A 13,427-nucleotide genomic window follows, 5' to 3' on the forward strand; every position below is an offset into this window, starting at 1 on the left:
CTATGACAGTTTATTTTCATTGTAACATAAAATTTGAAAGCGCTTTCTTGATTTTGAGTATTTTATTAGTCATAAAAAAAGAGCGAAATCCTACTCGGAATTTCGCTCCCCTTAACCTTCTAAATTAAGTCGTTTCATTTTTCTCAACTGTTGAAAGCGCTCATAAGAGTATAAAACTAACCCAAGCCAAATGAGCGTAAACGTAATGGCATGAACTTCTGTAAAGGCCTCGTCAAATAAGAAAACGCCGAGTATGAGCATGATCGTTGGCGCAAAATATTGGAGAAAGCCAACGAGTGATAATGGGATCCGTTTTGCTCCTTGACCGAATAATAATAGTGGGATCGCTGTTGCGAGTCCTGTGCCCATTAAAATGAGGCCTTCTAATGAGAAGCCCATCGCACCGGCTCCTTCGAACTCCAAATAAAAAATATAGATCAGCGCAATCGGCATAACGATTAGCGTTTCAATGGCTAAGCCAAAAATGGCATTAAGGTCAACGGTTTTCTTAAGAAGACCGTATAGTCCGAACGTGATGGCCATTCCTAATGCAGCCCATGGAACAGAGCCGAAGTTATAGGTCATATAAAACACGCCTGCAAATGCTAGCGCGATCGCAACCCATTGAATTTTGGAGAAGCGTTCTTGTAAAAAAATAAAGCCGAATAAAATGCTAATCAGTGGATTTATGTAATAGCCAAGACTTGCATCTAACACACGGTCTGAGTTGACCGCCCATATAAAAATAACCCAATTAAGGCTAATGACGATTCCGGCAGCTGTGATGCCAAATAGCTTTTTCCGGTAAACAAAGATATCTCGCCATTCCTCAACAAAAAGGGACCAACGACGAAGAAACCAAATGATGATCATCATGATAATAAATGACCAGACGATTCGGTGGGCTAAAATTTCCCATGCTGAGACGTGTTCAACCAGTTTCCAATAAAGCGGTAAAATCCCCCAAAGGATGTAGGCACTTGCTGTATAAATCGTACCGAGGCGTTCTTCCGACATCTGCAATCTCTTCTTTCTGTAACAATTGATTTTAAGAATTTTATAATAGTATAGAATTTTTTGCAATATTAATGCTTAAATTTGTGGTCAAGAATGGTTTTCGTTAAACTGGAGACATAGAAGGAGGCAATGTACGTTGAAATTACATGTAAGTGATCAAGCAGTTGAATGGTTTATAGATGAGATGGACTTAGACGAAGGCGATGAGGTTCGCTTTTTCCCTAAATACGGTGGAACGAGTGATTTCCAAGATGGATTTTCGGTCGGGCTTGAGCCTGGAAAAGCGGATTCTGTTGGAGTAGAGACCGAGAAGAAAAATATTACGTTTCAAATAGATGAAAAAGACGAATGGTTCTTTAAGGAACAAGACTTATACGTCGGAATTAAAGACGAAGAGCTAACCTTTTCAAACGAACCGATTGAATAGGTTAAGGGGGATGTATCATGGCTTGGACAAGAGAGGGAGCGTTTGACTTTTTAAAAACAGTCTATACGGATGAAGTGATGCAGGGAGAAAAAAGACGTGTTTTTAAAATGTTGAATCGCCAGTTGTATGAGCGTTTAGATGACTTGGCCATTAACCAAGCGCTATCGGAGCGCGCAGAAAAACAACTTAAATTTTTTAAAGAGTTTACGTTTATGCCAGGGGATAATATTTTTCAGTCGATGCGGTATTTGTTTTTAATGGCACGAGGTGAAAAAGAACGTGACCGCCAAACGACGGAACAACATTTGAATCGTGTGTACAATTCTTTGTTTAAAGCAGCTGGAATGAAAAATCCGGTCATTCCAGATTCGTTCTGGGAAACGCCACTTGGGATTGCTTGCCGGATTGCAGAGCACGGCGTTGAGGACGTTTATCCAATTTTAGATGACATGATATAACCCTTCTCCAAATTTGGGAGAGGGTTTTTTCGTTAAGATATTAGGTATTATTAATAATTTTTGTTACAATATAAAGGTTGAGTAAGTTTAGAGATAAGGATTTTTCCTTAAGTCATAGATAGGAGAGTATATATGCAAGAGAACAGAGACATTCGCAACATTGCGATTATCGCCCATGTTGACCATGGGAAAACGACGTTAGTTGACCAAATGCTTCATTATTCAGGGACGTTTCGTGAAAATGAACATGTCGACGATCGTGCGATGGATTCAAATGATTTAGAACGTGAGCGCGGAATTACGATTTTAGCGAAAAATACCGCAATTAATTATGAGGATACCCGAATTAATATTTTGGATACGCCTGGTCACGCCGATTTCGGTGGCGAGGTTGAGCGAATCATGAAAATGGTTGACGGTGTGTTGTTAGTGGTTGACGCCTATGAAGGCTGCATGCCGCAGACACGTTTTGTATTGAAAAAAGCACTTGAAGATGGCCTGAAACCTGTTGTCGTGTTAAATAAAATTGACCGACCGAATGCTCGTCCGAATGAGGTTGTTGATGAAGTATTAGATCTCTTTATCGAATTGGGTGCTGACGATGATCAGCTTGAATTCCCAGTTGTTTATGCTTCAGCGATTAACGGTACATCAGGTGAGGAGCCAGAAGAACAGGAAGAGACCATGGAGCCAGTCTTCAAGGTTATTTTAGACTATGTACCAAAGCCAAAGCGTGAGGTAGAAGCACCACTTCAGTTCCAGATTACGATGCTTGATTACAATGATTATGTTGGTCGTATCGGTGTTGGACGTGTTTACCGAGGCCGTATGAAAGTCGGCGATCATGTTGCCTTAATGAAAAAAGACGGTGGTATGAAAAAATATCGCGTGAGTAAGCTTTTCGGTTTTATCGGTTTGAAACGAGTTGAAATTGAAGAAGCAGAAGCGGGTGACATTGTTGCAGTTGCTGGTATGGAAGACATCAACGTCGGTGAGACGGTTTGTGATTTAGAGAACCCAGAAGCACTGCCAATTCCTCGTATTGATGAGCCGACACTTCAGATGAAGTTTGTCACTAATAACAGTCCTTTTGCTGGACGTGAAGGTGATTACGTGACAGCACGTAATATTCATGAGCGTCTTATGACACAGCTTGAAACAGATGTCAGTCTGCGAGTTGCAGAAACAGAGTCACCGGATGAGTGGATTGTATCCGGTCGTGGTGAGCTTCACTTATCGATTTTAATCGAAAACATGCGTCGTGAGGGATTTGAATTACAGATTTCCAAGCCACAGGTTATTATTAAAGAAGTAGATGGTGTAAAATGCGAACCGATGGAACGTGTTCAAGTTGATGTTCCAGAAGAATATCAAGGTGCAGTCATGGAATCACTTGGTCAGCGAAAAGGCGAAATGCTTGATATGGTTAACCAAGGAAATGGCCAAGTACGCTTGGAGTTTAAAGTGCCATCAAGAGGCTTGATTGGTTACGCAACAGAATTCATGAGCCAAACACGTGGTTACGGCATTCTAAACCATACGTTTGATGATTATGCACCAGTTGTAGACGGTACCGTTGGTGGTAGACGCCAAGGCGTACTTGTCGCGCAAGAAAAAGGTAAAGCGACGAACTATAGTATTTTAGCGCTTGAAGATCGTGGTGTTATTTTTGTTGAACCAGGAACAGAGGTTTACGAAGGCATGATCGTAGGAGAGCATAACCGCGAAAATGATCTGACGGTTAATATCTCAAAAGAAAAGGCACTTACAAACGTTCGTTCGGCGCATAAAGATAACACGCAAACGATTAAATCAACGCGTAAATTAACGCTTGAAGAAGCGATTGAGTATTTAGATGATGACGAATATTGTGAGGTAACACCTGATTCAATTCGTCTTCGTAAGAAAATCTTAAATAAAAGCGAACGCGAACGCGCTCAGAAAAAAACTAAATTAAATAGCTAAAATGATAATCCACTGGTTTACAACCAGTGGATTTTTTTTAGTTTTCAAATACATTTTTAATTGGTTCCATTTTTCACGCTTTCAGACCAAGTTTTTTGAGGAATGGTTATAAATTTGAGTTTTTCAGCACATTAATTTTGCATTTCAGACTTTTTGGCACAAAAAAACCACCTGCGCAATTGGCAAGTGGTCACAATACTTATTGAAAGTGCGGGTCCATTAGCAGGCGGTCAATTTCTTCCATATGCCCAGTTTCATCGGCAATCATATCGTCTAATTTAACCGAGAGCTCCGTTAATTTAAGTTCTTCGGCTTGTTGTTTGCGTTCCTCATAACGATCAATCGTTGCTTTTTCTGAGTCGCGAGCAGCTTCGAGCATTTTCTTTACGTCAGTCTCTTGTGGAACAGGAGCGGGTTTGACTGTTGGAGTTCCACCAAGCGATTTAATTTTTTCAGCTAAGTATAAAGCATGACCTTGCTCGTCTGCGATTTCACCTTCGAAAAAAGGTTTTAACGTTGAGCGATATAAACCTGAGACAACCGCTGCGTTGTTCGTATACATGATCGCAGCCGTATATTCATGACTTAAGTCTTCGTTTAATCCTTCAATTAACGCTTTCATTTTTTGATCCATATAACATCCACCTTTCTTAATGGAATTGTACTTTATGTTTTCCCTGTGTAATTTGGATTAAACATAAAAGTCGCATAAACGGTTGTAAAAGACCGCATAAATCATAAAAAGGGCGCATAAATTGATATCATGGGTAACGTTCGACAAGATTCGTGGCGCATAAATCTGAAAAACTAGCGCATAAATGAACAAAAAGAGCCCCCGTAAAGGAGGCTCCTCATTAAGATGCGTCACGTTTAAAAAGTTTATTTAATTCATGATCGATCTTATTAAGATGTGCATCTTTTCCTTGGTTTTGGTATTTCATTAAGGCTTTTTGGATGTGATGCATGGCAGAGTCAATATGTTGTTCTGTGTTTCCTTTTGTTTCAATGTTCTCAGTAAGCTCTACTTCAAGTTTTTCTAATAAAAATTCATTTCCGAACTGATCTGCAAGCTCGACTAGTTCTGATGCAGAGTAATCTAGTAGTTCTGCACTTACCACATCGTCCGCATCTCTCGGCATGATTTTATACTCGTCGTAGTTATACGTTAAAACGCCTGTGATGGACTCATAATACTCACCTTCGTTAACTAAATGCGTATCAGAGTCAATGACGAAGTGTCCATTTTCATCGTAGGCCTGGTAATTGTTAAAGCCGTCTTCACCTTCAACATAAAATCCTTTAAGTGTTACAAGTTGACCTTCTAATTCCTCGCCAACTTGGTCTGATGTAATAACCGCAGCATCTGGTACGCCGACACCTTTTTCTACAACGTTAATATTTTCATCGCTCGGAATAATTTGTAGTAATCCAAAATATTCCTCTGTGCGTGCTTTAGCACTAATTTTGTCGCCCACTTCAGCGCCGATGTCATTTGCTCTTACTACCATACCAGCTGTGTCATCTTGCACGTAATAGTTGTACATACCGCCCTCATAAAACGCTGCTGTTACAACGCCTTCAATATGAACGCGTGTATCAAGCTCAGCGTCACGAGCAGACTGAATGGATTGAAGTGGAATATCTTCGGTAACATCATCTTCACTTCGAGGCATTAATTTAAATTCGTCAAAATTATAATCAACAACCCCGACAAGTTCATCGTATGTTTTACCAACTTCTAAAAATCCGGCATCGTTATCAATAACAAACTCACCATCAGAATCGCGCGCCGTATAATCGTTGTACTGATTGACGGATAAAATTTCAACATCTTCCATTTTAACTAGTTGAGCTTCAATAGATTCACCAAGTTCAGAAGACGTAACCAAAGCCGGGTCAATGGGTGAGCTGTCTTCTTCGATGATTTCAGCATTAGCATCAATGATCTGCAACATGTCGTAGTATTCATCTGTTACACCAGCTGCGCGGATTTTATCGCCAACGTCAGCTTCTAAACTATTGGTGCGTACAACAATCCCAGCTGTGTGATCTTGCACGTAATAGTTCGTTGCGTTGCCACTTTCAACTTTATGAGTTACAGTTCCTTCGATTGTAACGTTCGTACCGAGTGGTGCTGTTCTCGCATCTGCGATAATAGGCTCGCGTTCGAATGCTGGTTCATAACCTTCTTCTAATGCGGTTAGTTCATCTTCAAAAAAGATGCGTTTATCAACTGGCACTTCTGACCAATTCGCAGGCAAGTAGTAAAGTCCAGTGTCCGAGTTGGCAACATACCGATGAAGTGCATCGCCGTCATAACGTGCTCGGAAGACAAATGGTAATTCCATTAAAGGAATATCTTCAGACCAAATGCCTCTTTGGTTATCTTTAGCCTCACGAACGGCATCCTGATACTCTAGGTAAGTATCCTCAGGTCCAGTTGGCCAAATAAAATACGTAGATGCGTAACCTTGTCTGACTAATTCGAGGTTTGTATTTAATTGATCATCTTTACGAACGACTTCACCTAAAACACGCCCGTAAGTATCTAAAGGTTCTTCGCCTACTTTAATAATGACTTCATCACCTGACTGGAGTAATTCATTTAAGTAATTCGTCGCTTGTTCGCCGTGGTATTTTTGCGAGTGGTTCGGGTCTTCTAAGATTAAATCTTCATCATAGTCGTTTTGATGATAGGTTTCAGGTGTATCCATGTTTAGAAAACGAATTGTCGTTTCGCCTAAAATCGGTTCATTAACATGAATCGTATCGCCGTCTACGATACGGTCAACCGTACGGTGGTATTCTTCTTTAATATCATCATCAGGAGGTGTCACTTCTTCGTGGCTGCCGATGTGGTCAAAAGTATCTCGTGGGAATGCCAGCCATTCATCTGCTGGGTCAAAATCGTCTAATGCATTTGTATCGCCACTTGTAATAGAAATGTCTCTTACAAGCGTCATATCTTGAGTTTTGTTTAGATTATCTCCCCAGTAATCACCAGGGTCTTCACCGACTTTTCCGATGGAATCAACAACGGTACCTTCGCGGGTTTCATCGTTATAGTCTTTGAAAAGTACAATGGCGTCGTCTCCATTGAAATTATAAACAAATGAATTTCCTGAAACGTCTGCTTGGTCTAAAATAGCCTGATCAGCATCACTATGGGCCATCACGAATGTTTCACCAGAATCTAATGTCCCGGATAAATTTAACTCGTTTGCGTAGCCATCACCTGGCTCAAACGAGGCACCATTCGTGAAACCGACAATGGAATAAGAGCTTAAATCAACGGTGTCACCCGTTCCATTGTAAATTTCAATTGCTTTGTTGTAACTAGAACCCTCAATGTATTCTGAGATGATTAAGTCGTCATGTGAATCTGCGCTAGCTTGTGTGAAAAAGATTAATGTAAGAATTAACGGAATGATAGAAACTAATGTTAATATCTTTCTCATCATTTCCCTCCTCAAATTTTGTACAAGTTCATTATATAGGAAGGACGCTTTTATTTATGTAAATTTTCCGTAAATTATTAAAAATAAGTCATTAGTCATATGAAATTAACTTTTGTTAGTAAAAAAACGAGCAGCTCGTGGCTGCTCGTTTTTTTATTATTCTTCAATATAAGTGTCTCTGAATTGGTAAATACCATTACCTGCAACACTGAAGTCCTTAACGCGGTCGTTTACACCTAGTAAGTAAGTTTGGTGGTGAACGTAGTGCATAGGAGCTAGTTCAACTAATTTTTGTTGAAGTTCACTGTAAAGTTCTTTACGCGCTTCAGGATCTGATTCTTGTCTAGCTTGATCTAGTAGCTTGTCTACTTCTTCATTTTCTAGGAATGTCATGTTACCTGCTTCTCCGTGTTGCTCTGAGTGGAACAGGTTGTAAGTTGCATAGTCAGCGTCCATTGTTGGCGTTGACCAACCTAAGATGAATAAGTCATGGTCACCGTTACTAGCTTTATCGATAAATGAACCAAACTCAAGACCTTCAATGTTCACTTCAATGTTTAAGTCTTCTAGTTCGCTTGCTACATATTCAGCCATGTACATACGTTGTTGGTTATCATTATTCGTCATTAGGTTTAGAGTCAAACCGTCACCATAGCCAGCTTCCTCAAGTAAAGCTTTAGCTTCTTCTTTATTATATTCGATTCCTTCGACTGACTCGTCGTGGCCGAATACAGTTGGTGGAACAGGGCTGTTTGCAGCTACTCCATAGCCATTATAGATACCTTCAATAATTTCTTCTTTATCAACTGCCATTGAGATTGCACGACGTACGCGCTCATCATCTAATGGGCTGCTTTGTGTGTTGAAACCAAGGTAAGATAATGAAGTACTTTCTTGTTCTAATAGTGAGGAATTTTCACCATTCTCAACACGACTTACACTATCAGGACTTACGTTCGCCATGATGTCTACTGAACCAGTATCTAATTCGGCAAGGCGTGTTGAATTTTCTGAAATAACTTGGAACGTAATGCTATCTAATTTAGCTTGGTCGCCCCAGTAATCTTCGTTTTTAGTTAATACAACACTTTCGCCTGGTGTCCATTCATCAAATTCGAAAGGTCCAGTACCAACTGGGTTCTCGTTAATATAAGAACCAGGGCTTTCGCCGTTTTCTACAGCTTTAGCGTCTTCTTCAATAACCTTAGGACTCATAATAGATGTACCAGTATGAGCTAGATTATTGATTAAAGGTCCATATGGATATTCAAGATTGAATCGTACTTTAAACTCGTCTACCACTTCTACTGACTCAACTGCTGCAACTAATGAAGCTTGTGGAGATGCAGTATCAGGGTCCATTAAACGATCGAAGTTCGCTTTAACAACTTCTGCGTTTAAATCTGATCCATCGTGGAATTTAACACCTTCACGAATTTTGAATTCATATGTTGTGTCATCAATTACTTCCCAATCCTCAGCTAAGCGAGGTTGAGCTTCCGTATTCTCATCTAAGTAAACAAGTGTTTCAAATACGTTTTCTTGTACGTTACTAGATGGAACATCGTTAGAACCTTGTGGTGAAATTTCAGAAATATCAGCAGGTACAGCGATTGTTAAATCTCCGCCTTCACCTTCACTAGTTTCTGTCTCACCTTCATTTTCTCCTTCTTCAGGAGTTTCATCTACTTCGCCGTCGCCAGCACAAGCAGATAGTACAAGTACTAGAGCTAGTAATAAACTAGTTAACCCTAAAATACGCTTTAGTTGCATTTTTGATATACCCCCATAAGATGTTTTTTCTTACAACGTTTATTATACGCGTAATTATTTTATAATATATCTGATATTGTCGAATTTTACAATATGTTGTCGAAAAAGGTTATAAATATTAGAATAATTTACATATTAGAAATTTTTTAATTTGCATTGTATCTAATCAAAATCCCTTGTAAGATAATTTTTACGTCGCTCTAACACACAATAAAAATTTTTTAAAAATTAAGGTAACGGGAGGTAATAGAATGGCAAGCGGTCATAGTTCTACAGAAGAAATGGCACCTAAGAAGATCAAAAAAGAAAGACCAGCCGTTAGAGCTTTTAAAGATTTTTATCATCGATTAAAGAAAAATAAAGCCGCGTTAGTTGGCGGTTATTTAATCATATTTTTAATCTTGGTTGCCACAATCGGACCTTTTCTTACAACTGATGGAGTTAATGAAGTTAACTATACTCAAAAATTAGAATCACCATCTACTGAAAATTGGTTTGGGACAGACCACCAAGGTCGTGATATTTTTACACGTATTATACACGGTACAGGTTATACCTTATTAGTTGGATTTTTATCCGTGTTAATGGGTGGAATTGTCGGTACCTTACTTGGAATTGTTTCAGGTTATTATGGCGGAAAAATAGATACAGTCATTATGCGATTTATGGATATCCTATTAGCATTTCCAGGAATCTTATTAGCTTTAGCGATTATCAGTATTTTAGGTGGTAACTTCATTAATGTTATTATCGCAGTCGCTATATTCTCAATTCCGACATTTGCGAGGATTGTGCGTGGTTCTACACTTGCGACAAGAGAGTTAGAATACGTTGATGCGGTCAAAGCATTAGGTGCAAAAGATAGTCGAATTATATTTAAGCATATTTTGCCGAATGTGTTATCACCATTAATTGTACAATCTACACTTCAAATTGCGACAGCCATATTAACAGCAAGTGGTCTATCATTCTTAGGGTTAGGTGCACAGCCGCCTTCACCTGAATGGGGAGCTATGCTAAACGACGGTCGTAACTATATGCTCGATTATGGTTATATTGCACTTTTCCCTGGTTTAGCGATTGTACTTGCCGTGCTAGCGTTTAATATATTCGGTGATGGATTAAGAGATGCTCTAGATCCGAAATCTAAGAAGTAAGGAGGAGGGTGTGTAATGTTTAAATTTGTCGTCAGACGTCTTTTTCAATTAATTCCGGTATTACTTGGTGTTTCTATTTTAGTTTTTGCCATGATGCACCTGACTCCAGGTAATCCAGCGAAAATTTTAGCTGGACAAGGCGCATCGGCAGAAGCAGTAGCCAATATGGAAGAAGAAATGGGATTAAATGATCCAATTATCGTACAATACGGTAACTTCTTATATGATGCAGTAACGCTTAATTTTGGAACGTCGTGGAAGTCTGGCCTAGAAGTGTCAAAAGAGATCGGTCCTAAATTTGTGGTTACAGTTGAATTAGCTTTATATAGTACGATGTTAAGCTTATTTATCGGTTTAATCGCAGGTATTGTTTCAGCTGTTCGTAAATATACGCTATTAGACGTTTCCATTATGATTATTGCTTTATTCGGTTTATCAATGCCGAACTTCTGGTTAGGAATCATGTTAATGCAATGGTTCTCTATTCAATTAGGTTGGCTACCAGCAACCGGATGGGGAACACCTGAACAAATAATATTGCCCGTTATTACTTTAGGAACAGCTGGAGCGGCTGTAGTTGCCAGAATGACGCGTTCTAGTATGTTAGATGTCATTTCACAGGATTATATCCGTACCGCTCGTGCTAAAGGATTAAAAGAAGGCATAGTGATTTATCGTCACGCGCTTAAGAATGCCTTGATACCAGTTGTGACAGTCGTCGGTTTACAATTTGGCTTATTACTTAGTGGAGCCGTTTTAACAGAAACTGTTTTCGCTATTAATGGTATTGGTGGTCTAATCGTCGATCGAATTAACGCGAGAGACTTCCCTGTTGTACAGGCTTCTGTCCTTGTAATGGCAGTTGTGTTCGTGTTTGTTAACTTATTAGTCGATTTAACGTATAAATTCCTAAACAAGCGTATTGACCTTGATTAATTATAGAAGAAATGAGGTGAGTTTCCGTGAGTGAGGAAATCATTTTAGATATAAAAAATCTACAAACAGTTTTCAGAGATGAAGATTCTGAAGTCCGAGCTGTAGATGGTGTATCTTTTTCTTTGCCTAAGGGTAAAACATTAGGCGTCGTCGGTGAGTCGGGCTCTGGTAAAAGTGTGACAGCTCTGTCGATTCTCCGCTTAATTGACCACCCAGGTAAAGTTGAAGGTGGCGAAATAAACTTTAAAGGCAAGGATTTAACTAAAATCTCCGATAAAGAAATGAGATCCATTCGTGGGAATCAGATCTCAATGATCTTCCAAGAGCCTATGACATCATTGAATCCTGTTTATACGATTGGGCAACAAATTCGTGAAACCTTAAAGGTTCACCAAGGCTTAGGTAAACAAAGCGGAAATGAGAAGTCGGTTGAACTGCTTAAATTAGTAGGAATTCCGTCTCCTGAAGACCGTATTAAACAGTATCCGCATGAGCTATCAGGTGGTATGAGGCAACGTGTTATGATCGCGATTGCACTCGCTTGTAATCCGGAATTGCTCATTGCCGATGAACCGACAACGGCACTAGACGTGACGATTCAGGCGCAAATCCTTGAGTTGATTAATAGACTGCAGGATGAAATGGGTATGTCCGTTATTATGATTACTCATGACATGGGGGTTGTCGCGGAAACTTGTGATTATGTTGCCGTGATGTACGGTGGTAAAGTCGTCGAATATGCGGATGTCAAAACATTATTTAAAGACCCAAAACATCCTTATACAGTCGGTCTATTAAACTCTATCCCTCGACACGATATTGATGTTGATGAATTAGAGCCTATTCGAGGCAGTGTGCCAAGCCCGAAAGATATGCCAAAGGGTTGTCGCTTTGCTTCAAGGTGTCCTTTTGCAACTGACTTGTGTGTAGAAGAATTACCGTCATTAGACGAAATTGAGGATGGTAACGAAGTTCGTTGCTGGATTTACAGTGACCGTTGGGATGGCGATCCGGAGGTGAAAGAGCATGGCCCAAAAAGAACTTCTTAAAGTCAAAAATTTAAAACAATACTTCCCGATTAAAGGCGGTTTCTTTGGCAGAACGGTCAACCATGTTAAAGCGGTTGATGACGTGTCATTTGAAATTAAAGAAGGGGAGACGTTAAGTCTAGTTGGTGAATCTGGTTGCGGAAAGTCAACAACCGGCCGTGCGATTTTACGCTTGGATGATCCAACTGAAGGAACGATAGAGTTTAATGGAGAAGATTTACTTGCCTTAAACAAAAAAGAAATGCGTAATCGTCGTAAAGACATTCAAGTTATTTTCCAGGATCCTTATGCGTCCTTAAACCCTCGTCAATCGGTATATCAAATCTTGGCTGAGGCCATGGAAATTCAGAATGTCGTACCAAAGCAAAAACGTCGTGAACGCGCAATTGAACTACTTGAGACAGTTGGGTTAAACGGTGATCAAGTTGACCGTTATCCTCACGAATTCTCAGGTGGTCAGCGTCAACGTATTGGAATTGCCCGTGCGTTAGCAGTAGAACCGAAATTAATAATTTGCGATGAAGCGGTCTCGGCATTAGACGTTTCCGTACAAGCCCAAGTGTTAAACTTGTTGAAAAAGCTTCAACGCGAATTTAACTTAACGTTCTTGTTCATCGCCCACGACTTAGGCGTTGTGCGTCACATTTCTGATCGTATTATTGTTATGTATTTAGGTAAAGTTGTTGAAATTGCAGATAAGAAAACGTTATTTGAAAATCCACAACATCCTTATACAAAAGCGTTATTATCAGCTATTCCGACACCAGACCCAGAGGTTAAGAAAGAGCGAATCGTATTAGAAGGTGACGTACCTTCGCCGATCAACCCGCCGTCTGGTTGCAGGTTCCACACGCGTTGCCCGTTCGCAACGGAAGTGTGTGCTGAAAAAGTACCTGAACTAAAAAATCATGGTTTCATGGAAGAAGGCCACCGAGCGGCCTGCCACCATGTTGATGAGATTGCATCAGGTGAATTAGGTCCAAAATATTAATGAATGAAGCCTCCTGAATTTTCAGGGGGTTATTTTTTGTGAAAAGAGCGCATAAACGATCCCAAAAGGGCGCATAAATTTGAAAAAATGTAACGTTCGACAAGATTCGTGGCGCATATATTGAAAAACCTAGCGCATAAATCGAAATACCCGGCGCATAAATACAGCTTTATCTAAAAATTTTAAAATAACTGTA

General features: G+C 39.8%; 11 protein-coding genes. 7 read left to right on the forward strand and 4 right to left on the reverse strand.

What is annotated here, in order from left to right; genetic code table 11:
• Window positions 1–111: 111 nt before the first annotated feature.
• Window positions 112–1,017: an EamA family transporter RarD gene (rarD, locus tag EDC24_RS05850; RefSeq protein ID WP_124220660.1), complete on the reverse strand. Its 906-nt coding sequence runs from the start codon at window positions 1,015–1,017 to the stop codon at window positions 112–114.
• Between the two features lie 136 nt (window positions 1,018–1,153).
• Between rarD and EDC24_RS05855 the strand changes: the two genes are divergently transcribed.
• The 3 genes from EDC24_RS05855 (at window position 1,154) to typA (ending at window position 3,867) form a co-directional block, all read left to right on the forward strand.
• Complete coding sequence (locus tag EDC24_RS05855; RefSeq protein ID WP_124220662.1) at window positions 1,154–1,444, forward strand: HesB/YadR/YfhF family protein; 291 nt, start codon at window positions 1,154–1,156, stop codon at window positions 1,442–1,444.
• A gap of 17 nt (window positions 1,445–1,461) precedes the next feature.
• The gene (locus tag EDC24_RS05860; RefSeq protein WP_124220664.1) at window positions 1,462–1,902 is read left to right on the forward strand and encodes a hypothetical protein; all 441 of its coding nucleotides are present in this window, start codon (window positions 1,462–1,464) and stop codon (window positions 1,900–1,902) included.
• A gap of 132 nt (window positions 1,903–2,034) precedes the next feature.
• Window positions 2,035–3,867, forward strand: coding sequence for a translational GTPase TypA (gene typA / locus EDC24_RS05865; protein ID WP_124220666.1), 1,833 nt, complete (start codon window positions 2,035–2,037; stop codon window positions 3,865–3,867).
• Window positions 3,868–4,066: 199 nt separating this feature from the next.
• On the opposite strand, the gene EDC24_RS05870 is transcribed toward typA, so the two are convergent.
• The 3 genes from EDC24_RS05870 to EDC24_RS05880 all read right to left on the reverse strand — a co-directional run bounded on the left by EDC24_RS05870 (window position 4,067) and on the right by EDC24_RS05880 (window position 9,098).
• Complete coding sequence (locus EDC24_RS05870; RefSeq protein ID WP_124220681.1) at window positions 4,067–4,501, reverse strand: ferritin-like domain-containing protein; 435 nt, start codon at window positions 4,499–4,501, stop codon at window positions 4,067–4,069.
• Between the two features lie 220 nt (window positions 4,502–4,721).
• Window positions 4,722–7,325, reverse strand: coding sequence for a thermonuclease family protein (locus tag EDC24_RS05875; protein ID WP_170158475.1), 2,604 nt, complete (start codon window positions 7,323–7,325; stop codon window positions 4,722–4,724).
• A gap of 156 nt (window positions 7,326–7,481) precedes the next feature.
• Entirely contained in the window at window positions 7,482–9,098 is a 1,617-nt protein-coding gene (locus EDC24_RS05880) for a glutathione ABC transporter substrate-binding protein (protein WP_124220685.1), read from the reverse strand.
• A 281-nt stretch (window positions 9,099–9,379) separates the two neighbouring features.
• Here EDC24_RS05880 and EDC24_RS05885 point away from each other — a divergent pair, with 281 nt between their 5' ends.
• From EDC24_RS05885 to EDC24_RS05900, 4 genes are read left to right on the forward strand one after another with little or no spacing between them, the layout of a single operon-like run.
• Window positions 9,380–10,255 carry an ABC transporter permease gene (locus tag EDC24_RS05885; protein WP_124221484.1) on the forward strand — a complete coding sequence of 292 codons (876 nt, stop codon included), beginning with the start codon at window positions 9,380–9,382 and terminating at the stop codon, window positions 10,253–10,255.
• Between the two features lie 15 nt (window positions 10,256–10,270).
• A complete protein-coding gene (locus EDC24_RS05890) occupies window positions 10,271–11,191 on the forward strand; it encodes an ABC transporter permease (RefSeq protein WP_124220686.1) in 921 nt (306 codons plus the stop codon).
• A gap of 26 nt (window positions 11,192–11,217) precedes the next feature.
• On the forward strand, window positions 11,218–12,240 hold the full coding sequence (locus EDC24_RS05895; RefSeq protein ID WP_124220688.1) for an ABC transporter ATP-binding protein: 1,023 nt from the start codon (window positions 11,218–11,220) through the stop codon (window positions 12,238–12,240).
• Window positions 12,218–13,231, forward strand: a complete 1,014-nt coding sequence (locus EDC24_RS05900; protein WP_124220690.1) for an ABC transporter ATP-binding protein — start codon at window positions 12,218–12,220, stop codon at window positions 13,229–13,231. The genes EDC24_RS05895 and EDC24_RS05900 overlap by 23 nt, the downstream gene beginning before the upstream one ends.
• Window positions 13,232–13,427: the final 196 nt, after the last annotated feature.

The sequence above is a fragment of the Aquisalibacillus elongatus genome (assembly GCF_003843875.1).
In the GTDB taxonomy this organism is placed as follows: domain Bacteria; phylum Bacillota; class Bacilli; order Bacillales; family Alkalibacillaceae; genus Aquisalibacillus; species Aquisalibacillus elongatus.

What these genes read in the sequence shown, in the direction of transcription:
- rarD (WP_124220660.1), bottom strand. Translation starts at nt 1,017, where the DNA reads ATGTCGGAAGAACGCCTCGGTACGATTTATACAGCAAGTGCCTACATC.
- EDC24_RS05860 (WP_124220664.1), top strand. Translation starts at nt 1,462, where the DNA reads ATGGCTTGGACAAGAGAGGGAGCGTTTGACTTTTTAAAAACAGTCTAT.
- typA (WP_124220666.1), top strand. Translation starts at nt 2,035, where the DNA reads ATGCAAGAGAACAGAGACATTCGCAACATTGCGATTATCGCCCATGTT.
- EDC24_RS05870 (WP_124220681.1), bottom strand. Translation starts at nt 4,501, where the DNA reads ATGGATCAAAAAATGAAAGCGTTAATTGAAGGATTAAACGAAGACTTA.
- EDC24_RS05875 (WP_170158475.1), bottom strand. Translation starts at nt 7,325, where the DNA reads ATGAGAAAGATATTAACATTAGTTTCTATCATTCCGTTAATTCTTACA.
- EDC24_RS05880 (WP_124220685.1), bottom strand. Translation starts at nt 9,098, where the DNA reads ATGCAACTAAAGCGTATTTTAGGGTTAACTAGTTTATTACTAGCTCTA.
- EDC24_RS05885 (WP_124221484.1), top strand. Translation starts at nt 9,380, where the DNA reads ATGGCACCTAAGAAGATCAAAAAAGAAAGACCAGCCGTTAGAGCTTTT.
- EDC24_RS05890 (WP_124220686.1), top strand. Translation starts at nt 10,271, where the DNA reads ATGTTTAAATTTGTCGTCAGACGTCTTTTTCAATTAATTCCGGTATTA.
- EDC24_RS05900 (WP_124220690.1), top strand. Translation starts at nt 12,218, where the DNA reads ATGGCCCAAAAAGAACTTCTTAAAGTCAAAAATTTAAAACAATACTTC.